This window comes from Ruegeria sp. BH6 (assembly GCF_056538105.1).
Genome location: NZ_JBQFSR010000001.1, coordinates 645,694 through 665,776 on the forward strand (window position 1 = coordinate 645,694; position 20,083 = coordinate 665,776).

The following is a 20,083-nucleotide window of genomic DNA, read 5'->3' on the forward strand; positions in this document are numbered from 1 at the left end:
GGGATCAAAGCTGTCTGGGCCGTCTTGACCGTTGTAGGCGTCATTATCCTGTTCTGGTATGCCGCCAGCGTGCCGATGAACATCAAAGGTGTTCTGACTGAATTCGAACGAGCCGGGGAACAAGTCGATCCGCCCAAAGCTGTTGACCGCCGCGACATGAGCGAGTTCGAGTTGGTCATCGACAACCCCTATGCCATTGATGAGACATGGGAACAGGACCGACCGCGTTTGCCCGCACCGCATCAGGTGGCCGAAGAGCTGTGGGACACCACGGTCGAGAAGAAAATCACCTCGAAAAGATCATTGATTTATCATTCCTGGGTGACACTCAGCGCCACTATTCTAGGTTTTGCGATTGGCACCGGGTTGGGCATTCTGCTGGCAGTGGGAATTGTACACAGCCGAGTGATGGACCTGTCGGTCATGCCCTGGGCCATTGTAAGCCAAACCATTCCAATCATCGCGCTGGCCCCGATGATCATCGTGGTGCTGTATTCGATAGGTATTCAGGGGATCATCCCCAAGGCGATTATCTCGGCCTACCTTAGCTTTTTCCCCGTCGTGGTCGGTATGGTGAAGGGGCTGCGCAGCCCCGATGCGATGCAATTGGACCTGTTGCGCACGTATAATGCCAGTCGGTCTCAGGGGTTCTGGAAGCTGCGCTTACCAGCGTCGATGCCGTATCTGTTTACTTCGCTGAAAATCGGAATCGCGGCCTCACTGGTCGGGGCTATCGTCGGAGAGCTGCCGACAGGGGCCGTGGCTGGTTTGGGTGCGCGACTGCTGGCTGGCAGCTATTACGGTCAGACCGTGCAAATCTGGTCGGCGTTGTTTGCGGCGGCCATCCTGGCGGCCTGTCTGGTCGGGCTGTTGGGTCTGATCGAGCGCGCGGTCCTGAAACGGATGGGGATGGCGCAATGATACCTGTTCTTGGTGCAATTGGCGTCTGGCTGTTTGGCTGGTGGTTGAACAGCCGCCTGGCCAGTGGACCTTATGCCGATACAAAGACGGTGCGGTTTTTGGCGCCGCTGATCTTTGGACTGACCGTGATTGCAATTTGGGAACTGCTGGTGCGCGGGCTTGATGTGCCGTTGGTCATTTTGCCTGCACCGTCAGTGATCGCTGTGCGCTTTGCTGACAGCCTGCCAATCCTGTGGGCGGATTTCGTGCAAACCATCATCAAAGGCGCGCTGAGCGGTTACATTATCGGTTGCGGATCGGCCTTCCTGATGGCGATTGCCGTGGATCGCTGGGATTTCCTGCGCCTCGGATTGTTGCCGGTCGGGAACTTTGTGGCGGCCCTGCCTATTGTCGGGACGGCCCCCATTCTGGTGATGTGGTTCGGGTTCGACTGGCATTCCAAGGCGGCGGTGGTCGTGGTGATGGTGTTCTTTCCGATGCTGGTGAACACCGTAGCAGGTCTGCGCGAAGCGACCACCATGCAACGCGACCTGATGGAGACCTATGCCGCGACCTATTGGCAGAGCTTTCTGAAACTGCGCTTGCCCGCGGCGATGCCGTTTGTTTTCAATGGGCTAAAGATTTCTACCACTCTGGCGCTGATCGGCGCTATCGTGGCCGAGTTCTTTGGCTCTCCAACTCTGGGCATGGGCTTTCGGATATCGACCAGTGTCGGGCAACTGTCACTGGATATGGTCTGGGCCGAGATTGTCGTGGCTGCTTTGGCCGGGACGGCGTTTTATGGGCTGGTCGCCATGATCGAAAAGGGGGTGACATTCTGGCACCCGTCGCAACGCGGATAAATGGAAATTAACAGACCCCAAAAATGGGGCGCCAACAACAACTAGGAGATATGAAGATGAACAAGCTACTCAGCGGGGTGATCGCTGCCTTTAGCCTGACTGCCGGCGCAGCGCTGGCCGCAGATGAGGTGACTTTGCAACTCAAGTGGGTCACTCAGGCGCAGTTCGCGGGTTATTATGTGGCCAAAGACAAAGGGTTCTACGAGGAAGAGGGACTGGACGTCACCATTTTGCCTGGCGGCCCGGATATCGCACCGACTCAGGTCATTGCCGGCGGTGGTGCGGATGTGACCGTCGAATGGATGCCCGCCGCACTGGCCGCACGCGAAAAGGGTCTGCCCCTGGTGAATATCGCGCAGCCGTTCAAAAGCTCAGGCATGATGTTGACCTGCTGGAAAGATGCCGGGATTTCCTCGCCCGAGGACCTAAAGAACCGCACGCTGGGTGTTTGGTTTTTTGGTAATGAATTCCCGTTCATGAGCTGGATGAGCCAGTTGGGTATCGACACCGGTGGCAAAAGTGAAAACGGCGTCGAGGTTCTGAAACAGGGCTTCAACGTTGATCCTTTGCTGCAGCGTCAGGCCGATTGCATCAGCACCATGACCTATAATGAATATTGGCAGGTCATCGATGCTGGCGTCAGCCCGGATGAGCTGGTCACTTTTAAGTACGAAGACCAGGGCGTGGCGACGCTGGAGGACGGTTTGTATGTGCTTGAGGAAAACTTGGGTGACGCGGCCTTTGTTGAAAAAATGGAGCGTTTTGTTCGTGCTTCGATGAAAGGCTGGAAATACGCTGAAGAACACCCTGATGAGGCAGCCGACATCGTGCTTGAGAATGACGCGACCGGTGCCCAGACCGAAGAGCATCAGAAGCGCATGATGGGCGAGATCGCCAAACTGACCGCGGGTTCGAATGGCGCGTTGGATCCGGCCGATTTTGAACGTACCGTGGGTACCTTGCTGGCAGGTGGGTCTGACCCAGTGATCACCAAGCAGCCTGATGGGGCCTGGACACATCAGATCACAGATGCGGCGCTGAACTGATCCCAGTTCAATTGCCTGAACACGCGCGGCCCCAACAGGGGCCGCGTTTTCGTTTGGGGATGTCGGAATCGTGTCTGTACTTGGTGAGTAAATGGTCTAGTATCTTTATGAAATTAGGCGCATTTTGTACGAAATGCTCGTTATACGGTAGGAAATGCAGGGATTTGCATCAGAATTCAACTCGGCAATGACTTTGATCCTAAACGGGGATGCAGAGTTGTGGGCGATTGTGTTGCTGTCCCTGAAAGTTTCCATCTTTGCCGTGCTGATTTCTGCGTTGATTGGCATGCCCGTTGGTGCGGCTTTGGCGGTCGCTCGGTTTCCGGGACGTCGAATTCTGATCGTGCTGATGAATGCTTTGATGGGGTTCCCACCGGTCGTTGTCGGGCTGTTGGTCTATCTGATGTTGTCACGCTCGGGTCCGTTGGGTGTGCTTGAGTTGCTGTATACGCCGACCGCGATGATCATTGCGCAGGTTGTTCTAGTTACCCCCATCATCGCAGCGTTGACCCGGCAAGTGGTCGAATTGCTGGCTGAGGAGTATTCGGAACAGCTCCGCTCACTGGGGGTGTCCCGGCTGGCATCGGTTCCGGTGCTGTTGTGGGATGCGCGATTGGCGCTGGTGACCGCACTGCTGGCTGGATTTGGTCGGGCCATTGCCGAGGTCGGTGCGGTGATCATCGTTGGCGGCAATATCAATCACGTGACGCGTGTTATGACGACAACCATTGCTTTGGAGACCTCAAAGGGCAATCTGGCGCTGGCGTTAGCACTGGGGGCGATCCTGATCGGTATCGCGGTGGGGGTGAACGCAATGGTCAGCACGCTCAGTCTGCGAGCCGAGCAGGAGGGGTTGCGCCATGCGTGATTTGACTTTGCAATTGGCCAGTTGTTTGTCGGTTGATGGGATGCGGATCACCCGTAAAGGCAAGGCCTTGTTGGATGTGCCGCAGCTTATCCTTGGTGGTCCGGGGCCAACCTTGATTCTTGGGCCGAATGGATCGGGCAAAAGCCTGCTGCTGCGCTGTCTGCACGGGCTAATTGTGCCGGATCGCGGGCAGGTTCGGCAGGATGGTGTCGAGCTGAATGCTGATCACAAGGCGCGGCAGGCGATGGTGTTTCAGCAGCCCGTGCTGTTGCGCCGGACCGTTGCTTCCAACCTGGATTTTGTGCTGAAGCGCAAGGGGGTGCCGCGCAGCACGCGCAAGTCCCGGATCGAGGAATTGCTGACCGAAGGCGGTCTGGATGGCAAAGCCCACCAATCCGCCCGGTCCCTGTCAGGGGGAGAAGCGCAGAGGCTGGCCATTCTGCGCGCCCTCGCGCTGGACCCAGAGACATTGTTTCTGGATGAACCTACCAGCGCGCTTGATCCCAATGCCACGCAGATGATCGAAAGGATGATCCTGCGCGCCTCAACCCGGGGTGTCCGCATCGTTATGGTGACGCATGACATCGGGCAGGCCCGGCGGTTAGCCGCCGATATCGTGATGATGCAGGGCGGTCACGTGGTTGAACATGGGGTGGCCAAACAGGTACTGGATGCCCCCAAAAGCGACGCCGCACGCCGATATCTGGCTGGCGGGCTAGTCACTTAAACAATAACGGAGATCTAAATGATCCGAACTTTTTTTCGAGCAGCTCTTTTCACCGTTGGTTTGACCGCTGCGTCCGCCAACGCCGAGGAACCCTTTATCGTGGTGCAATCGACGACGTCCACTCAGAATTCGGGTTTGCTGGATTACATCCTGCCGGGGTTCGAGGCCGAGACGGGTATTGACGTACGCGTTGTTGCCGTGGGCACCGGTCAGGCGATCCGCAATGCCATCAACGGGGATGGGGACGTGTTGCTGGTGCATTCCAGACCAGCCGAGGAACAATTCGTTGACGACGGTTGGGGGGTCGAGCGGTTTGACGTGATGTACAACGATTTTGTTCTGGTCGGGCCAAAATCCGATCCGGCCAAGGTGCGGGGTGGCATGGATATCGTTGAGGCGCTGGTTGCGGTGTCCGAAGCCGAAGCGCCCTTTGCCTCGCGCGGAGATGACAGCGGAACGCACAAGGCCGAGATGCGCCTTTGGGATTGGGCGGGTGCCGATCCGACCGCCGCATCGGGGACGTGGTACCGCGAGACCGGCTCGGGCATGGGGGCGACTTTAAACGTGGCCAGCGGGATGGGGGCCTATGTGCTGACGGATCGCGCCACGTGGCAATCCTTTGGCAACAGGGGGGATCTAGAGGTTCTGGTCGAGGGTGACCCGCGTCTATTCAATCAATACGGTATCATCCTTGTGAACCCGGATAAGCATCCGCAGGTCCGGGCCGCAGCGGGTCAACGATTCATTGACTGGCTGATCGGCCCCGACGGGCAGGCGGCCATTGCGTCTTACAAGCTGGATGGTGAGCAGTTGTTCTTTCCCAACGCCGAGTGATCGGGGTCAGCCGCTTGCGCCGTTGTGGTGGATCGTGCCCAACTCGGACAAGTCATAACCACCGAATTCGGCAGCACGGTTGGCGAAACTTTCAGACTGAAAAAAGCTGAGAAGTTTCAGCATCGGGTCATCGAAATAAGCGCGGCGCCAGATGGCCAGGTCCAACCGTTCAGTATGGGTGGGCGCGAAGCCCAGATTGTATAGGCTGGCCAGGGCACCCAACCCAAACCCGGCCTCAGCCTTGCTGTCATGCAGGGCAATGGCCAGTTCTTCTTCGGTGCGGGCGCAGGCGGGTAGGGCGTCCAGATCGTCGCGTGTCAGATCGTGGGCTTCTAGCTGTGCGTCGAACAGCCGTTGGCTGGCGGCGCTGTCCTGCCGCAGGATCACCCGCCGTCCTTTCAGATCGGCAAAGCCGGTGATGCCGGAGACACCTGGTGCCAACAGCAATCCGCGTTGTCGCTGCGCGATTTCATACAAAACCACCGGGGCTTCACCCAGGTTGGCGCGCAGGGATTGCGTATTGAACCCCTGATCCTCATGAATATGCAGCGCCGCAGCCTGCGCGCTGCGGTCCTTCAGACGGGTCAGCCCGTCGAAGGAACCGTCATAATACGTGGCCAGCCCCGAGCCGCTTTCGCGCAAAGCCCAATCAAGCAGCGGATCATGGCTGCCGGCAATGATCGGGGGCAGGGCGGGTTCTGCCACTTGCGGGCCGGACCGGGATGCGTTCAGCCAGGCGATGACCTCAGCCCGAGGAAACAGCAGCTTGCCCATGGCGCGCACGCAGGGGACCGCGCCGGATGAGGCCAGATCATAGGCCTTACGCTCGCCAATGCGCAGCAGGTCGGCCAGCTCTTTGGTGGTCAGGTATTCGGACATTCAGTCGAGGCGCACAGCCGAACCGGTTCCCGCATCGGCGGCGCTGAAGCCGACCTGTTGCAGTGCATAGGGCGCAGCGACGGTGATTACGACCATTACGGCCACAGCGGCAAGAAAGGCTTTCATTGGTCTCCTCCGGTCTTATTCTCCGGTGCCGTTGCGCGGCGCAAAAAGGCAATCAGGTCATCGCGATCCTGGGCCTGAGTGATCCGCTGCATCGGCATCTTCGATCCCGGTATGTAGTGGTCTGGCCCCTCGTCGAAAAGGGCATTTATCGTTTCGTCATTCCAAACGATATCAGAGTCTTGCAGCGTATCCGAGTAGAAATATCCCGCCAGCGTACCGGCCTTGCGTCCGAAGACTCCATACAAAGTCGGCCCGGCACGCCTTTGCCCGTCGGGCGTTAGGCTGTGGCAGATCGAACATTTGCGGGAAAATTGCCGTTCCCCGTTGCTCATTTCTTCGGGGTTCTTCAAGAAGCTGGGCTCGGTGGCTGCCATCTGTGCGCGATCGCCGAGGGATGAAACCGGCCAGCTATACATCGCCTCATCCATGCCGCCCGCATGGATGTTCTGACCGTCCGTAGAAAAGGCCAGCGCCCAAACCGGCCCGCGAAGAGTGGCGCGGAAGTCCTGCGCGATGTGCCATTCGACTGTGTCGATCACCATGATGTAGCCCTCACCATCACCCACGGCCAAAAGGCTACGATCCGGGCTGAGTGCCAGCGCCAGAATAGGACGGCGATCCAGGGTAAAGTCGCGTTCTTCGCCGGTGGTCAGGTCCAAAATGCGGGTCACACCGTCGACTGCACCATAGGCAATCCAGTTGTCGGCGACGTTCAGAACCAATTCATTGATCCCGAACCCGTGTTCCACCAGTCGCCGGATTTCCTGTCCACTGGCTACATCCCAAACTCGCAGTGTTCCATCTATGCCAGCCGAGTACAGGGTTGCACCATCTGGTGAAAAAGTGACGGCGTTCACACCGCTGCCCGCCGTTAGCATTTGTTCGGCCGATCCATCTTCGGGCCAAAGTCCAATGGTGCCGTCCCAACTAGCAGTGGCCACATGGGTTTTCGAGGCCGCGACCCCCACGATCTTGCCTTTGTGCTGGCCAACAACCTCTCCGCCCGGCCAGCGGCGCAGGGTGAAATCATCGCCTGCTGAATAGATCGCGCGCCCGTTGAACGCGACCGAGTTTACGGCTGCCTCGTGCCCTTCCAGCCATTCGGGCGTACGGTTCGACCACAAGCCAACCGAGTTGTCGAAACTGGCCGTGGCGATCCGCCCGTCCGGCGCGGTGGCGATCCCCATGATCGGTCCGCCGTGACCCTTGAGCGTGAAAAACTCGGCCATGGCGGGCAGGGGGACCAGCGCCAGGGCCACGACCAGCCCGCGCATCTATTCCGCGGGTGAGGCCGCTGCCTTACCGGCCTCTTTTTCTTGTACCTCTTCCAACCACAGCGAGTGATGCTCGCGTGCCCATTGTTCTTCAACCTCGCCGGTACCCATTGCGTCAAAGGCACCTTCCATGCCCACTGAACCTAGATAGATATGGGCGATAATGATGGCGATGAACACATAGGCGATCATCACGTGCCAAACCTGCGCGTATTGCATCTCCTCCTGCGGGGACATCTGGGTTGGCAAATTCAGGCCAAACATCTGTGGAATACCGGTGGAATTGGCGACCGAGAAGGTCTTGGCGAACATCGGCAATTCGAACGGGAACAGCAGCGACAGCCCGGACAGGCTGATCGAAACGCCCAGCAGGATACAGGCCCAGAAGATGACCTTTTGTCCTGCGTTAAACTTCCTGGCAGGCGGATGGCTGCCCTTGGTGAAAAGGCCCCCACCGGCGGCCAGCCACTTCAAGTCCACCCGGTTGGGGATGTTGTGGGCGATCCAGTTCACGGTGACGATGATCAGACCCAGCATAAAGGCCCATGCGAGATTGTTGTGCAGCCATTTGCAGCCTTGCGCGATGGACGCAAATCCTTCTTTCCCGAAAAGAGGGATCAGGAAATCACGGCCATAAAGGGTCAGCAGGCCGGTCAGGCCAAGTACAAGGAAAGACCCGGCGAACAGCCAGTGGCCGAACCGCTCAAAACCGTTGAAGCGGGTTACGGTGCGGCCGGTTTTTTCCCCGTCGATGCGGATTTTTCCGCGGATCAAGAAAAACAACACGATGATGGCCGCCATTCCGCCCAGGATGTACGTTCCGTATTCGCGCAAGGGGCCTGTGCGGAAGTTCAGCCACCACATGCCACCGTCCTGGATTAGAACGCCAGCCGCAGGCCCCTTGGATGAAACTGTTGTATCGGCCGAGCCGTATCGGATCGCGCGATAGACATCACTGTCTGAGGCAACGCCGCGTGTTCCTAACTGGCCCAGCAGACCTTCCGCATTGCCTTGACCGGTGTTGTCCGAGCGATAGCGATTGTCGACCTTTTCACCGCGCTGACGGGCCAGAATGTCTTCCAGTGTCGTGGCGCCGCCAGTGGTGCTGCGTTCGGATTCAGTCGGGACATCCGCACTTTCTTGAGCCAAGGCGACACTGGTGAGGAATAGGGGGATCAGCAGCATTAAGATCAGGCGCATCTGTCGAATCTCCTGTGTCGTTCGTGTCTATCGGTCAAAGCCGCTGACTTGTTTGTGAAAGACCGCTCCAACCGGCGTAAGCGCCGCGTGCAGGTCTTCATTAGCGGGGCCGTAAACGTCCAGCTGAGTTGGCGTCAGAATTGCCAGAAAACGATCTGCGAAATTTGCCCCGAAGTTTTGCATATGGATCATCGCATCATCAGAACTGGCGTATCGTTCAAATATGTGAACTGCCGATCCGCTGCGGTGCCATTCATAGGACTTCGCACCGCTTTCATTTAGTGTTGCATCCACCATTTCAGCCATTAGCGCATCGAATATGTCATCCTGATCTGCTTGCAGGTCAAGTTTCAGCAGCCAATAAACATCTTCGGTCATGAAATACTCCGTTCAGGTTGGTCGCGCCAACTTTTGCCCGGCCAAGTGGTTTGGCCGGGCTGGGACGGTCCCGTAGCTGACACTACGGGACCGCCAATTTCAAAACGGGACTAACCGTCTTTCTGGTCGTAGGCCGTGCCCCAACCCCAGGCGCCCGAGCCAAACCCGCGCGCCACGACGCGTTCGCGGTAGATGGCCGAAACCACGTCGCCATCACCGGCGAGCAGGGCCTTGGTGGAACACATCTCGGCGCAGATGGGCAGTTTGCCCTCGGCGATCCGATTGCGACCGTATTTGGCGAACTCTGCGGTCGAGTGCGTTTCCTCGGGACCACCGGCGCAGAAGGTACATTTGTCCATCTTGCCGCGCGATCCAAAGTTTCCGGCCTGCGGATACTGCGGCGCGCCGAAGGGGCACGCATAGAAGCAATAGCCGCAACCGATGCACAGGTCCTTGGAGTGCAGGACGACGCCTTCTTCGTTCTGATAGAAGCAGTCGACCGGGCACACCGCCATGCAAGGCGCATCCGAGCAATGCATGCAGGCCACCGAGATTGAGCGTTCGCCCGGGTTGCCGTCATTGATCGTCACCACCCTGCGGCGGTTGATGCCCCATGGGACCTCGTGCTCGTTCTTGCACGCGGTGACGCAGGCGTTGCACTCGATGCAGCGTTCAGCGTCGCAGAGAAACTTTGCTCTAGCCATAAATCGTCCTCCTTACGCTGCCGAGATTTTGCAGAGAGTACATTTCGTCTCCTGCATCTGGGTCACTGAATCGTAGCCATAGGTCTGGGCGGTGTTGGAGCTTTCACCCAGAACGTAGGGATCAGCGCCAGCGGGGTATTTGTCCCGCAAGTCCTGTCCCTGGAAATGGCCGCCGAAATGGAATGGCATGAAGGCCACGCCGGCACCGACCCTGTTGGTCAGCATCGCCATCACCTTGACTTTGCCGCCCTCGGGACCTTCGACCCAGACCTGAGACCCATCACGAATACCAAGGTTGTTGGCATCGCGCGGGTTGATCTCGACGAACATGTCCTGTTGCAGTTCGGCCAGCCACGGGTTCGATCGGCTTTCCTCGCCGCCACCCTCATATTCGACCAGACGACCAGACGTCAGGATTAGCGGGTAATCCTTTGAAAAGTCGTTCTTCTGGATCGAAGCGTAAAGGGTAGGCAGGCGATAGGCCTGACGGTCTTCGTAGGTCGGATAATCCTCCACCAGATCGCGCCGGTTGGTATATAGCGGTTCGCGATGCAGTGGGATCGGGTCCGGGAAGGTCCAGACGACCGCACGGGCTTTGGCGTTCCCGAAGGGCGCACAACCATGCTCGATCGCAACCCGTTGGATGCCGCCGCTAAGGTCGGTTTTCCAGTTGGTCTTCGGACCCGCAACGGCGTCGATTGCTGCGCGTTCCTCATCCGTCAGATCGCCATCCCAGCCAAGATCCATCAGCATCTGCATCGTGAATTCGGGATATCCATCCTGAATTTCCGACCCAACGCTATAGACCCCTTCGGCCAGCAGGTTGTCGCCATCGCGTTCCACCCCGAAACGGGCGCGGAAGGTCAGGCCACCCTCGGCCACCGGTTTGGACATGTCATAAAGGTTTGGAGTCCCCGTATGACCCATCTCGGCCGTGCCCCAGCAGGGCCATGGCAGACCATAGTATTCGCCGTCGTTTGGTCCACCAACAGCCTGCAACGTCGTTCTGTCGAACGTGTGCTGGTTGGCCATATGGCTTTTCAGACGTTCCGGCGACTGACCGGTATAGCCGATGGTCCAGAGACCCGAGTTGAACTCACGCGTGATGCTTTCAACATTCGGGGTTTCGGCGTCTTCCATTTCGATATTGCGGAAGAACCGGTCCGCCCAGCCGAACTTGTTGGCAAACTTGGCCATGATGACCTCATCCGGCAAGCTTTCGAATAGCGGATCGACCACCTTGTCGCGCCACTGCAGCGAGCGGTTCGAGGCCGTGACCGAGCCACGGGTTTCGAACTGCGTACAGGCAGGCAAAAGGTAAACGCCATCGGTGCGGTCATGCAGAACGGCCGAGACGGTGGGGTACGGGTCGATCACGACCAGCATGTCCAGCTTCTCCATTGCCGTCTTCATTTCCGGCCCACGCGTTTGCGAGTTCGGCGCGTGACCCCACAGAACCATGGCGCGAACGTTGTTGTCCTGATCCATGTTTGCTGGGTCTTCCAGAACACCGTCGATCCAGCGAGAGACAGGGATACCGCGCTCGTTCTGAAGCGGTTTATCCTTGCCTTCCTTGTCCTTGATCGTGGCGAACTGACCAGCCAGCCATTCGGGTTCTTCACCCCAGACACGTGCCCAGTGACCCCATGCACCTGCGGACAGGCCGTAATAGCCGGGCAGGGTATGAGACAGAACACCAAGGTCCGTCGCGCCCTGCACATTGTCATGACCGCGGAAGATGTTGGTGCCACCACCCGAGGTGCCCATGTTGCCAAGCGCAAGCTGCAGCACGCAGTAGGCGCGGGTGTTGTTGTTGCCGTTGGTGTGCTGGGTCCCACCCATACACCAGACGACTGTGCCGGGCCGGTTGTTGGCCATTGTGCGGGCAACGCGCTTCAGCTGCGAACCGGGCGTGCCGGTGACGCGCTCGACCTCTTCCGGGTTCCACTTGGCAACCTCTTCCTGGATCTGGTCCATACCCCAGACACGGGTGCGGATGAACTCTTTGTCCTCCCAGCCGTTGTCGAAGATGTGCCACAGGATGCCCCAGATTAGCGCAACGTCTGTGCCGGGGCGGAAGCGGACATATTCATCTGCATGGGCCGCGGTGCGCGTAAAACGCGGGTCGCAGACAATCAGCGGTGCGTTGTTCTGCTCTTTCGCGCGCAATATATGCAGCAGCGAGACAGGGTGCGCCTCAGCCGGGTTACCGCCGATGATGAAGATCGCCTTACTGTTGTGCATGTCGTTATACGAATTGGTCATGGCGCCGTAGCCCCATGTATTCGCAACACCCGCAACAGTGGTCGAGTGGCAGATACGCGCCTGATGGTCCACGTTGTTCGTACCCCAGTAGGCGGCGAACTTGCGGAACAGATAGGCCTGTTCGTTATTGTGCTTCGCGGAACCCAGCCAATAAACACTGTCTGGCCCCGACTCTTCGCGGATGCTCATCATGCCGTCGCCGATCTCGTTGATCGCTTCTTCCCAGCTGATGCGTTTCCACTCGCCACCTTCCTTTTTCATCGGGTATTTCAGGCGGCGCTCGCCATGGGCGTGCTCGCGAACCGAGGCCCCCTTGGCGCAGTGCGCACCCAGGTTGAACGGACTGTCCCAACCGGGTTCCTGCCCGATCCAGACGCCGTCCTGCACTTCGGCGACAACTGTACAGCCGACCGAACAATGGGTGCATACGGATTTGATGTTTTCAACGGCCTGATTGGCCGCTGTCTGGGCGCTGGCTGGCGTCACGGTTCCACCCGTGGCGCTGATCGCGGCAAGGCCGCCGATCGTCAGGCCCGATCCACGCAGGAATGCGCGGCGATCGACGGTTTTCTCGCCGACCTGGGACAGGATACTTGTCCGCTGGGGGCGTCTCGCAACCCCGTTGGTCTTTTTCCTTAGCATTGTTTTCCTCCCTTGCGCGCCGTGTAAGCCACGGCTGGCTTGGTACTGCTGATGCCGACGTCAGGGCCAATCGCAACCGTCAGTCGGTTGGTGACATCGTCCAGTCGGTGAACCGGGCGTAGTCGAGGCGGCTTAGAAGCGCGCGCTGTCCAGGTAAGCGCGGGTGTGCGCTGTGTCCTGCATGCGGGTTTCGTCCGTGGGCAGCTCGGCTGCTTCGGCTTTTCCGCTTAGTGTGGCTGCGGCAACAGCAGCGGGCGCTGCGGTTCCGGCCAGTTTGAGGAAGTCGCGGCGCGAGGCGCCTTCTTCCTTGGTCTTGCTCATGGGCTTCTCCTTTCCCATTTGCGATCTAGCGCCAATTCGGGCGCTGGCGAGTTGCGGTGGTTCACACCGCCGTCATTCGGAAGGCCTCGCGTTCGATTTCCATAAACACCCGACCGGCTGTGCCGACCGAGGCATAGAGAACCGACGCTTCGGCTGCTTCCAAATCAGAATAGAAATGTGTGGCCCAGGGGCCGATATGTTTGTTCCAGAACGCCTTTTGATCCTCGACCGTGGCGGGTGCGCCAAAACGGCCAACGATCATGCCTGCCATCATTTCCATCAGCGAGGCAATGTTGTCTTCAGGCTCGAATACGTTCTGCGCTCGGGTGATCCCGCGGACGGCCATGTCATTGCGCAACTGCGCCAGTGGTTTCTCGTTCAAAAAACCGGTCAGGTAATAGCTGCCATAAGGCAGCAGCTCACCCCGGCCCAGTCCGATGAACAGCGCATTGAATTCCCGTTCCGCGGCGGCGGGTTTGGTGACTTTGGCCACCCGCGCCATGGCTTGAATGGCTTGACCCAGGTCTGTGCCATCCCCGGTCAGACCCGCGACCTGATCTAGCAGCATTTGATCTGGTGGGCCTGACAGAAGCAGACCCAGAAAATTATAGAAATCCGCGCGCAGGCGATCTTCGGCCGAGACTTCCAGATTTTGCGCATTGCCTGCGGTCATTTCGTCATCCTTCAAATTCAAATTTCATGCGGCGCGGGGCAACCTGCGGCGCTGTCTCGTCCACCTCATCGGTAAATGCCACGGCCACCTGGGCGGGGGCTGGGGTTGGAACCACTTCCGGTTCCTCTTCGGCTGCCAGGGTTTCACCTTCATCCACCAAGGGTTCGATTTCGGGGGCATCCTCTTCGGCCTCTGCAGCCAATGCTTCGATGTGGCTCAGCATTCCTTTGCCAACCTGATAGGCGGTCTGGATGTTCTCGATCACACAGGCCGCGTCAGTATAGTCCTCGCCATAGTCGACAAGCCCGTCCACATTGGCCAATACCGGATTCAGCCGCCACAGCCGCCGCAAGGCACGGCGGCGCAACCGGTCAGGGACGGCCTTTGCCATAAACCCCGAGACATCATCCCCAGCCTGCAACTGATCGGGGTCGGGCAAGTTGAACTGTGCCAAAATCTCGGCGTCGCTCTTTTCTTCCAACTCGGCGTGTTGCGTGGCGATGACCTGTTCTTCACTCGCGATGACCTCGGCCTCGGCTTCGGCCTGAACGGCAGCTTTGCGGCGGGACCAGAAATCGTGAGCTTGGGTCATTGCAACAGCCTCCGCGGTGCGCGGTAAACGTCCGAGGTCTGCCGGATACGCGCATCCCCCTTGCCGTCCTCTACAAGGTCCGTCCGTTTCTTGTCGCGGCGGCGTTTAACGAAAACCTCATCACGGTGGTGTTCCAGCGCGAAATCCCGAACCCAGGCAATCAGCCCTTCAGTCATCGGGATTTTTTCGACGACCTCTTCACCGGTATCTGCATAATCCTGCCCTTCGAACGGGGACGCCGTGACCAGCACCGCATCCATCGGGCGTTCGCCATCCAGCGCATCGCGAAGAACAAGGTAGATCGAAGGTTGTCCGTCGGACAGGTTGACCATGTAGGCCTCAGTTTCATCAGCCCAAAGCGTCAGGGGAAGGGTGGCAGCGTGGTACTCCACGGCTTCACCCTCGCGTCGCATCTCAAGCCAATCCGCTGGCCCGGCACCGGGCAGCACAGCAACGGCGCGCCAGTTCCATTTCGCCCAGCGGGTAACACCGGGTGTTTTGCGCACGACGACGCCGATTGGCATTTCAATCTGGCTTGCGGCCTTGGCCACTTAGTCCTCCCCGGAAGGCTCTCCCCTGCCTTCCCCTGGGTCTACTATGGTACACAAAGCAACCATGTGCCAAGTCTGAATTGCTGGGCTAATGATCTGATCACCGATTGTTTACGAACCCGAGAGGCATTGAAGACCCGGCCATTCCGAAAGATTTGCCATGGGGCATTGCCACTTTTCCAAGACACCCTAAGCTGAAACCAAGATGGGGAGGGGATGCCATGGGCACAAAACTAATACTATGCGATTGCGCCGGAACGCAGGATCTGGAGGCCGAGAAAATCGCATCCGCTTGTGGGATCGCTTGCTCAAAGGTTCATACGGCCCTGTGTACGGCTGAGTTGGAGACCGCTGCGTCCCTGATGCAGGAAGGGGATACTGTGATTGCCTGCGGGCAGGAGAAAGATGTGTTCCGGGACCTTGCAGACGAATTGAATATAGACATGCCGGGGTTTGTCGACTTGCGTGACCGCGCCGGTTGGTCAGAGCAGAGCAGCGATGCGACCCCCAAGATGGCCGCTTTGGCGGCTGAGGCGCTGCTGCCTCAGCCCATCACGCCCAGCGTTGACGTCTTTAGCGAAGGCACCTGTTTCATTGTCGGGGCAGGTGAGGTGAGTTTTGATCTGGCGGCCCGGCTGTCGGACACTTTGGCTGTGACGGTGCTGGTGACCGATGACGCGTCGCCGGTTTCGCGGTCATTTGACGTGGTGCGCGGCCAACTTCAGTCGCTGAACGGCGCACTGGGCGGGTTCACATTGCGGCTGGACGCCTTGCAACAGCTAAAGCCGGGCGGTCGTGGGGCGTTTACCTGGACTGAGGCCCGCGATGGGGCGCACTCGGTCTGCGATATCATCATCGACCTGACCGGCGGCACTGCGTTCGTGCAGGTCCCGGCCAAGCGCGAAGGCTATTTGCGCGCAGATCCCAAGGACCCGCTTGCCGTGGAACGGTTGGCCTATGAGGCGGTGCAACTGGTTGGCACGTTTGAAAAGCCGCTTTACGTGCGACTCGAGGAAACGCTGTGTGCCCATTCCCGTGCCGAGCAGATCGCCTGTACCAACTGTCTGGATATCTGTCCGACGGGTGCGATTGTCCCGGCGGGGGAACATGTGTCCATTGACCCAATGGTCTGCGCCGGATGCGGAGAATGTGCGGCGGTGTGCCCATCGACCGCAATCACATACGAGGACCCGCCAGTTTCTGCCCTGTTGTCACGCATGCACATTCTGGCGCGGACCTATCGGCGGGCAGGGGGGACGTCGCCCCGTTTGTTGGTCCACGATGCCCACGGGGCTGAGATGATCCGGCTGGCCGCCCGGTTCGGGCGCGGCTTGCCCGCAGATGTCATCCCGCTTGAGTTAAACGTGATTTCGGGGTTCGGCCACGCCGAAATGCTGGCCGCATTGGCGCATGGGTTCGCACGTGTCGATATCCTTCTGGCCCCAACCACCGAACGCGACGCGCTGGATCGTGAATTGGTTCTGGCGCAGGCAATTGCAGGACCAGATGGATTGTCCTTGATTGATCAGGCCGACCCCGATGCGATGGCAGACCTGCTATATGCGCAGGATGTTCCGTCACCGCTGTCCGATCCGGTGCTGCCGCTGGGCAACCGCAGACAAATCGCGCGCTTGTCCGCACAGGCGTTGAATCCGCAGGCGGATACACCTTTATCATTACCCGAAAATGCTCCGTACGGGGCGGTGGCGGTGAATACGGACGCCTGTACATTGTGCCTCAGCTGCGTGTCGCTGTGCCCGTCAGGTGCGTTGGCTGACAACCCGGACAAACCGCAGCTGAACTTTCAGCAGGACGCCTGTTTGCAATGTGGCTTGTGCAAGGGCGTTTGCCCCGAGGATGCGATTACCCTTGTCCCGCAACTGGACCTGAGCGACGCAGCCTTGTCTCAGCAGGTGCTGAATGAGGAAGAACCCTTTGCCTGCGTTGAATGCGGTGCGTTGTTCGGTGTGAAATCTACGGTCGAACGGATCATGGAAAAGCTGTCTGGCACGCATCCGATGTTTGCCACCTCGGACAAGGCCCGGATGATCCAGATGTGTGACAATTGCCGAGTGAACGCGCAGTTTCAGCAATCAGACAATCCGTTCCAGTCCAATCCAAGACCCAAGGTTGTCACGACCGAGGATTATTTCTCAAAGCGAAAGGATCATTGAAGCTGTAGCGGTGCGCCCAAATCAGCAGCCTGGATGGCAGAAACAAACGCCAGAATGGCCTCCAGCTCTTCCAGCGTCATCTCGACCGGGTGAATGGGCGAGGGGCGTTCAGGGGCAAACGGCGGTGTCAGCCCGTCAATTTGTGTGAAGGCGGGATGAGGGTTTAGGGCAAAGAACGCCTCAAACCGTTCAGACCAGTCCGGCATCGATCGCAGCACCGCGAATGATGGGGTTGAGCCCAGACCGTTCATCCGGTTCTGCGGCCCAATCACATGACACCGGCCGCAATGGGTCATCGACAGTTCCGCGCCCCGGGCAGCGTCGCCTTCGATCACGGTTTCCTGCTGGGTTGCCGTTACTTCGAAACTCGCAGAGAAAGGTGCCCCTTGGTCAGGGACAAAGCTTTCGACCGTATTCTTGCCGATATCGGACAGCAGCCAGTCGCGGAACCGTTCGTGCCGGGCGTTGTCTTCGATCCGTAGATGGTACACCACTCCGCCGCGTGCAAAGACTGGATCGCCCGGCGGGGATGTTTCCAGCACCAAAATGCCCCCGTCATCCGCAATAACGCGTACCCCGGTCTTGAGAGAGAAGCGAGGAAGGATATGTTGCAGCAGACCAGAGTCTGTTACTTCCGTCGGGGCGGCAAGGCCAATGGCCTCCTGCGACCAAGAGGGACTGGCAGAGAGCGTCAGGCTCAGGCACAAAAGGACAAAGCGCATGGCCCAACCTAACGGTCTGGTCCCGATTGCGTCAAATGAACTGAATGAGACGGAGACACATGCAATGAAACGCAACCTCATCGTGGGTGGAATTAAAGGGGTAATGGCATGAGTGTTCGTGACGCGGTTCTGGCAAACCTGAAAAAGATCACTGACCCTGTATCCGGGCAGGATATCGTCAGCGCCGGAGTGGTGCGCGCGCTGAATGTCGAAGGTGACACCGTTCGGTTCGTACTTGAGATTGATCCGAAACAGGCCGAGCGAATGGAGCCCGTTCGTGCCGCCGCCGAGCAGGCCGCAAAGTTGGCAGACGGTGTGGCCAATGTGTCTGCTCTGCTGACCGCGCATTCGGAAAAGGCTCCGCCAGATCTCAAACCGAAACCCAAGCCATCGCAAACCGGCCCGCAGGCCGTACCGGGGGTGGATCGGATAATCGCCATTGCCTCGGGTAAAGGCGGGGTAGGTAAATCCACCGTTTCGGCCAACCTTGCCTGTGCGCTGGCGGCCGAGGGTCGTCGTGTCGGTCTATTGGACGCTGATGTTTATGGCCCGTCGCAGCCCCGGATGCTGGGTGTCTCGGGCCGTCCGGCCAGCCCCGACGGAAAGACGATCCTGCCGCTGCGCAATCACGGCGTCACCATGATGTCGATGGGTCTGATGACCAATGAAGGGCAAGCGGTTGTCTGGCGCGGCCCAATGCTGATGGGCGCGCTGCAACAGATGATGAGCCAGGTTCAGTGGGGCGCTTTGGACGTGCTGATCGTGGACTTGCCGCCAGGCACCGGTGACGTGCAACTGACGCTGAGCCAAAAGTTCAAGGTGGACGGTGCCATTGTTGTATCTACCCCGCAGGACGTGGCCTTGATCGATGCCCGCAAAGGGATCGACATGTTCAACCAGCTCAAGACTCCTATCGTCGGCATGATCGAAAACATGTCGACCCATATCTGCTCCAACTGCGGGCATGAGGAACACGTGTTCGGCCACGGCGGTGTGAAATCCGAGGCCGAAGCGCTGGGTGTCCCGCTGCTGGGTGAAATCCCCCTGCATCTGGATATCCGGGTCGCTGCGGACGGGGGCGCGCCCATCGTGGTCAGCAAACCCGACAGCCCGCAGGCTGAGGCATTCCGCAAAGTCGCCCGCGATATGATCGCCAAGGGTAAAGCATGAACCTACCGGTCTTTCCGCCTTTGCTAACGGGCCATCCTGTGCAGGGCGGGGAAGACCCGTTCGACCGCGCCCAAGCCATGGCCTCGCTGGGCTGCGACGCGGGGACGGTGGTTTACAACATTCAGGCCGACCGCTTGCGCGTTGCCATCGTCTTTGCGCCCGAGGTGCCTTTGCAGGACGCTATGGCGATGCTGCCTTTGTGCGCCGTGGGGTTTCAGAACGCGCTGGGCGCGCTGGCTCCGCCCGAGGTTGCCGTGCATTTGGGCTGGGATGGACTGATTTGCGTGAACGGGGCGAAGTGTGGAATGTTCCGCACCGCCGCCTCAGGCCGCGATCCCGGGCAAGAACCCGATTGGCTGGTGGTCAGTTGGGAACTGGCGTTGCTGCAAACCGGGGATGATCCGGGGAAAACGCCGGATGTCACCGCACTGTATGACGAAGGGTGCGCCGATGTCTCAGCAGGACAACTGGTTGAAAGCTGGTCGCGGCATATGCTGACCTGGCTCAATCGCTGGCAAGAGGACGGCAACGCCCCTTTGCACGGCGAATGGATGGGGCTGCTGCGCGGCGTCGGAGAGCCCTACGGAGAGACGGGCGTGTTTCTGGGTACCGATGAGCGGTTCGGTATGCTGATCCGTGACGGCGATGAAACACGTTTACGCCCGCTGACCGAACTATTGGAGAACCGATGATGAAACTGGCTCGTGCGATCCATTTCGATGAAAGCGATATGAACGTGTTCCATTCACCGGCGCGGACGGGGGAATGGTGCATATCAGGCGGGTTTGAATTCTCGAACTGGGGTGAGGCCGATCTGGAAGGTAAGGCGCGGCAGGCGTTTTCAAACGGTTGGTTGGGCGTCGAAACCTTTGGGCGCGTGACATTTGTCGCCGTGACCCAGATCGAACAGGCCGAGTTGGACCAGATCGTGCAAACTCTAGCCGAGCATTTTGTGCAATTTTACGGTGCGCCTTCAGTCGAAGCGGCCTTGGGTGTGGCACAGGCCGAAATCGTCCATATGAGTGAGCTTTGCGAAGAACACGCCCCGAACACGCTGTTGACGGTCGCGCGCGAGTTGTCCGACACGGGTGTACACGAAGCGTTCCGTATTATCACCCCACAGGAAACACAGCTTGAGGCGCTGGCCGTTCACGGTTCGCTTGATGAATGAAGA

22 protein-coding genes are annotated in these 20,083 nt (G+C 59.0%); 10 read left to right on the plus strand and 12 right to left on the minus strand.

The annotated features are described in order from the left end of the window. Positions 1–3 precede the first annotated feature (3 nt). The 6 genes from ACR0B8_RS03240 (at position 4) to ACR0B8_RS03265 (ending at position 5,238) form a co-directional block, all read left to right on the plus strand. Positions 4–921, plus strand: coding sequence for an ABC transporter permease (locus ACR0B8_RS03240; protein ID WP_170349379.1), 918 nt, complete (start codon positions 4–6; stop codon positions 919–921). After that, positions 918–1,763: an ABC transporter permease gene (locus tag ACR0B8_RS03245; RefSeq protein ID WP_170358001.1), complete on the plus strand. Its 846-nt coding sequence runs from the start codon at positions 918–920 to the stop codon at positions 1,761–1,763. Before ACR0B8_RS03240 ends, ACR0B8_RS03245 begins: the two co-directional genes overlap by 4 nt. Before the next feature lie 56 nt (positions 1,764–1,819). Further along, on the plus strand, positions 1,820–2,809 hold the full coding sequence (locus ACR0B8_RS03250; protein ID WP_170374904.1) for an ABC transporter substrate-binding protein: 990 nt from the start codon (positions 1,820–1,822) through the stop codon (positions 2,807–2,809). Positions 2,810–2,963: 154 nt separating this feature from the next. Beyond that, positions 2,964–3,677 carry an ABC transporter permease gene (locus tag ACR0B8_RS03255; RefSeq protein WP_226688571.1) on the plus strand — a complete coding sequence of 238 codons (714 nt, stop codon included), beginning with the start codon at positions 2,964–2,966 and terminating at the stop codon, positions 3,675–3,677. After that, positions 3,670–4,404, plus strand: coding sequence for an ATP-binding cassette domain-containing protein (locus tag ACR0B8_RS03260; protein WP_480657758.1), 735 nt, complete (start codon positions 3,670–3,672; stop codon positions 4,402–4,404). Before ACR0B8_RS03255 ends, ACR0B8_RS03260 begins: the two co-directional genes overlap by 8 nt. 18 nt (positions 4,405–4,422) lie before the next feature. Continuing rightward, positions 4,423–5,238, plus strand: coding sequence for an ABC transporter substrate-binding protein (locus ACR0B8_RS03265; protein WP_170358015.1), 816 nt, complete (start codon positions 4,423–4,425; stop codon positions 5,236–5,238). 6 nt (positions 5,239–5,244) lie between these two features. Here the strand turns inward: ACR0B8_RS03265 and ACR0B8_RS03270 are convergent, their stop codons facing one another. From ACR0B8_RS03270 to ACR0B8_RS03320, 11 genes are all read right to left on the minus strand, one after another. Continuing rightward, positions 5,245–6,117 (minus strand): helix-turn-helix transcriptional regulator, encoded by an 873-nt coding sequence (locus ACR0B8_RS03270; RefSeq protein WP_170358017.1) that lies wholly within the window; start codon positions 6,115–6,117, stop codon positions 5,245–5,247. Further along, the gene (locus ACR0B8_RS03275; protein WP_264187089.1) at positions 6,118–6,243 is read right to left on the minus strand and encodes a hypothetical protein; all 126 of its coding nucleotides are present in this window, start codon (positions 6,241–6,243) and stop codon (positions 6,118–6,120) included. Next, positions 6,240–7,517, minus strand: a complete 1,278-nt coding sequence (locus tag ACR0B8_RS03280; RefSeq protein WP_480657755.1) for a c-type cytochrome — start codon at positions 7,515–7,517, stop codon at positions 6,240–6,242. Before ACR0B8_RS03280 ends, ACR0B8_RS03275 begins: the two co-directional genes overlap by 4 nt. After that, positions 7,518–8,717, minus strand: coding sequence for a formate dehydrogenase subunit gamma (locus tag ACR0B8_RS03285; RefSeq protein WP_170358024.1), 1,200 nt, complete (start codon positions 8,715–8,717; stop codon positions 7,518–7,520). It lies immediately after the preceding gene. A 27-nt stretch (positions 8,718–8,744) separates the two neighbouring features. Beyond that, positions 8,745–9,095 carry a putative quinol monooxygenase gene (locus ACR0B8_RS03290; RefSeq protein ID WP_226688568.1) on the minus strand — a complete coding sequence of 117 codons (351 nt, stop codon included), beginning with the start codon at positions 9,093–9,095 and terminating at the stop codon, positions 8,745–8,747. Between the two features lie 110 nt (positions 9,096–9,205). After that, entirely contained in the window at positions 9,206–9,799 is a 594-nt protein-coding gene (gene fdh3B / locus ACR0B8_RS03295; RefSeq protein ID WP_037307340.1) for a formate dehydrogenase FDH3 subunit beta, read from the minus strand. A gap of 12 nt (positions 9,800–9,811) precedes the next feature. Continuing rightward, the gene (locus ACR0B8_RS03300) at positions 9,812–12,706 is read right to left on the minus strand and encodes a formate dehydrogenase subunit alpha (protein WP_170348410.1); all 2,895 of its coding nucleotides are present in this window, start codon (positions 12,704–12,706) and stop codon (positions 9,812–9,814) included. A gap of 132 nt (positions 12,707–12,838) precedes the next feature. Then, the gene (locus ACR0B8_RS03305; protein ID WP_170348411.1) at positions 12,839–13,027 is read right to left on the minus strand and encodes a twin-arginine translocation signal domain-containing protein; all 189 of its coding nucleotides are present in this window, start codon (positions 13,025–13,027) and stop codon (positions 12,839–12,841) included. Between the two features lie 61 nt (positions 13,028–13,088). Next, entirely contained in the window at positions 13,089–13,700 is a 612-nt protein-coding gene (locus ACR0B8_RS03310) for a TorD/DmsD family molecular chaperone (RefSeq protein ID WP_170358029.1), read from the minus strand. Positions 13,701–13,704: 4 nt separating this feature from the next. Continuing rightward, positions 13,705–14,292: a DUF3306 domain-containing protein gene (locus ACR0B8_RS03315; RefSeq protein ID WP_226688567.1), complete on the minus strand. Its 588-nt coding sequence runs from the start codon at positions 14,290–14,292 to the stop codon at positions 13,705–13,707. After that, on the minus strand, positions 14,289–14,843 hold the full coding sequence (locus ACR0B8_RS03320) for a DUF3305 domain-containing protein (protein ID WP_170532894.1): 555 nt from the start codon (positions 14,841–14,843) through the stop codon (positions 14,289–14,291). The genes ACR0B8_RS03315 and ACR0B8_RS03320 overlap by 4 nt, the downstream gene beginning before the upstream one ends. 221 nt (positions 14,844–15,064) lie before the next feature. Here ACR0B8_RS03320 and ACR0B8_RS03325 point away from each other — a divergent pair, with 221 nt between their 5' ends. Further along, the gene (locus ACR0B8_RS03325; RefSeq protein ID WP_480657752.1) at positions 15,065–17,017 is read left to right on the plus strand and encodes a 4Fe-4S binding protein; all 1,953 of its coding nucleotides are present in this window, start codon (positions 15,065–15,067) and stop codon (positions 17,015–17,017) included. Here ACR0B8_RS03325 and ACR0B8_RS03330 read toward each other — a convergent pair. Further along, positions 17,011–17,739 carry a c-type cytochrome gene (locus ACR0B8_RS03330; RefSeq protein ID WP_480657750.1) on the minus strand — a complete coding sequence of 243 codons (729 nt, stop codon included), beginning with the start codon at positions 17,737–17,739 and terminating at the stop codon, positions 17,011–17,013. The genes ACR0B8_RS03325 and ACR0B8_RS03330 overlap by 7 nt on opposite strands. Positions 17,740–17,847: 108 nt before the next feature. Here ACR0B8_RS03330 and ACR0B8_RS03335 point away from each other — a divergent pair, with 108 nt between their 5' ends. The 3 genes from ACR0B8_RS03335 to ACR0B8_RS03345 are packed head-to-tail and all read left to right on the plus strand — an operon-like array spanning position 17,848 to position 20,080. Beyond that, positions 17,848–18,909, plus strand: coding sequence for an Mrp/NBP35 family ATP-binding protein (locus ACR0B8_RS03335; RefSeq protein ID WP_480657748.1), 1,062 nt, complete (start codon positions 17,848–17,850; stop codon positions 18,907–18,909). After that, positions 18,906–19,601, plus strand: coding sequence for a biotin/lipoate--protein ligase family protein (locus ACR0B8_RS03340; protein WP_480657746.1), 696 nt, complete (start codon positions 18,906–18,908; stop codon positions 19,599–19,601). The genes ACR0B8_RS03335 and ACR0B8_RS03340 overlap by 4 nt, the downstream gene beginning before the upstream one ends. Next, the gene (locus ACR0B8_RS03345) at positions 19,601–20,080 is read left to right on the plus strand and encodes a DUF6505 family protein (RefSeq protein WP_170359302.1); all 480 of its coding nucleotides are present in this window, start codon (positions 19,601–19,603) and stop codon (positions 20,078–20,080) included. Before ACR0B8_RS03340 ends, ACR0B8_RS03345 begins: the two co-directional genes overlap by 1 nt. Positions 20,081–20,083 lie beyond the last annotated feature (3 nt).

Bases quoted from the DNA above. Each gene is read 5' to 3' on its own strand.
- ACR0B8_RS03245 (WP_170358001.1), top strand. From the start codon at position 918: ATGATACCTGTTCTTGGTGCAATTGGCGTCTGGCTGTTTGGCTGGTGG.
- ACR0B8_RS03250 (WP_170374904.1), top strand. From the start codon at position 1,820: ATGAACAAGCTACTCAGCGGGGTGATCGCTGCCTTTAGCCTGACTGCC.
- ACR0B8_RS03255 (WP_226688571.1), top strand. From the start codon at position 2,964: ATGCAGGGATTTGCATCAGAATTCAACTCGGCAATGACTTTGATCCTA.
- ACR0B8_RS03260 (WP_480657758.1), top strand. From the start codon at position 3,670: ATGCGTGATTTGACTTTGCAATTGGCCAGTTGTTTGTCGGTTGATGGG.
- ACR0B8_RS03265 (WP_170358015.1), top strand. From the start codon at position 4,423: ATGATCCGAACTTTTTTTCGAGCAGCTCTTTTCACCGTTGGTTTGACC.
- ACR0B8_RS03270 (WP_170358017.1), bottom strand. From the start codon at position 6,117: ATGTCCGAATACCTGACCACCAAAGAGCTGGCCGACCTGCTGCGCATT.
- ACR0B8_RS03275 (WP_264187089.1), bottom strand. From the start codon at position 6,243: ATGAAAGCCTTTCTTGCCGCTGTGGCCGTAATGGTCGTAATCACCGTC.
- ACR0B8_RS03280 (WP_480657755.1), bottom strand. From the start codon at position 7,517: ATGCGCGGGCTGGTCGTGGCCCTGGCGCTGGTCCCCCTGCCCGCCATG.
- ACR0B8_RS03285 (WP_170358024.1), bottom strand. From the start codon at position 8,717: ATGCGCCTGATCTTAATGCTGCTGATCCCCCTATTCCTCACCAGTGTC.
- ACR0B8_RS03290 (WP_226688568.1), bottom strand. From the start codon at position 9,095: ATGACCGAAGATGTTTATTGGCTGCTGAAACTTGACCTGCAAGCAGAT.
- fdh3B (WP_037307340.1), bottom strand. From the start codon at position 9,799: ATGGCTAGAGCAAAGTTTCTCTGCGACGCTGAACGCTGCATCGAGTGC.
- ACR0B8_RS03300 (WP_170348410.1), bottom strand. From the start codon at position 12,706: ATGCTAAGGAAAAAGACCAACGGGGTTGCGAGACGCCCCCAGCGGACA.
- ACR0B8_RS03305 (WP_170348411.1), bottom strand. From the start codon at position 13,027: ATGAGCAAGACCAAGGAAGAAGGCGCCTCGCGCCGCGACTTCCTCAAA.
- ACR0B8_RS03310 (WP_170358029.1), bottom strand. From the start codon at position 13,700: ATGACCGCAGGCAATGCGCAAAATCTGGAAGTCTCGGCCGAAGATCGC.
- ACR0B8_RS03315 (WP_226688567.1), bottom strand. From the start codon at position 14,292: ATGACCCAAGCTCACGATTTCTGGTCCCGCCGCAAAGCTGCCGTTCAG.
- ACR0B8_RS03325 (WP_480657752.1), top strand. From the start codon at position 15,065: ATGGGCACAAAACTAATACTATGCGATTGCGCCGGAACGCAGGATCTG.
- ACR0B8_RS03330 (WP_480657750.1), bottom strand. From the start codon at position 17,739: ATGCGCTTTGTCCTTTTGTGCCTGAGCCTGACGCTCTCTGCCAGTCCC.
- ACR0B8_RS03335 (WP_480657748.1), top strand. From the start codon at position 17,848: ATGAGTGTTCGTGACGCGGTTCTGGCAAACCTGAAAAAGATCACTGAC.
- ACR0B8_RS03340 (WP_480657746.1), top strand. From the start codon at position 18,906: ATGAACCTACCGGTCTTTCCGCCTTTGCTAACGGGCCATCCTGTGCAG.
- ACR0B8_RS03345 (WP_170359302.1), top strand. From the start codon at position 19,601: ATGAAACTGGCTCGTGCGATCCATTTCGATGAAAGCGATATGAACGTG.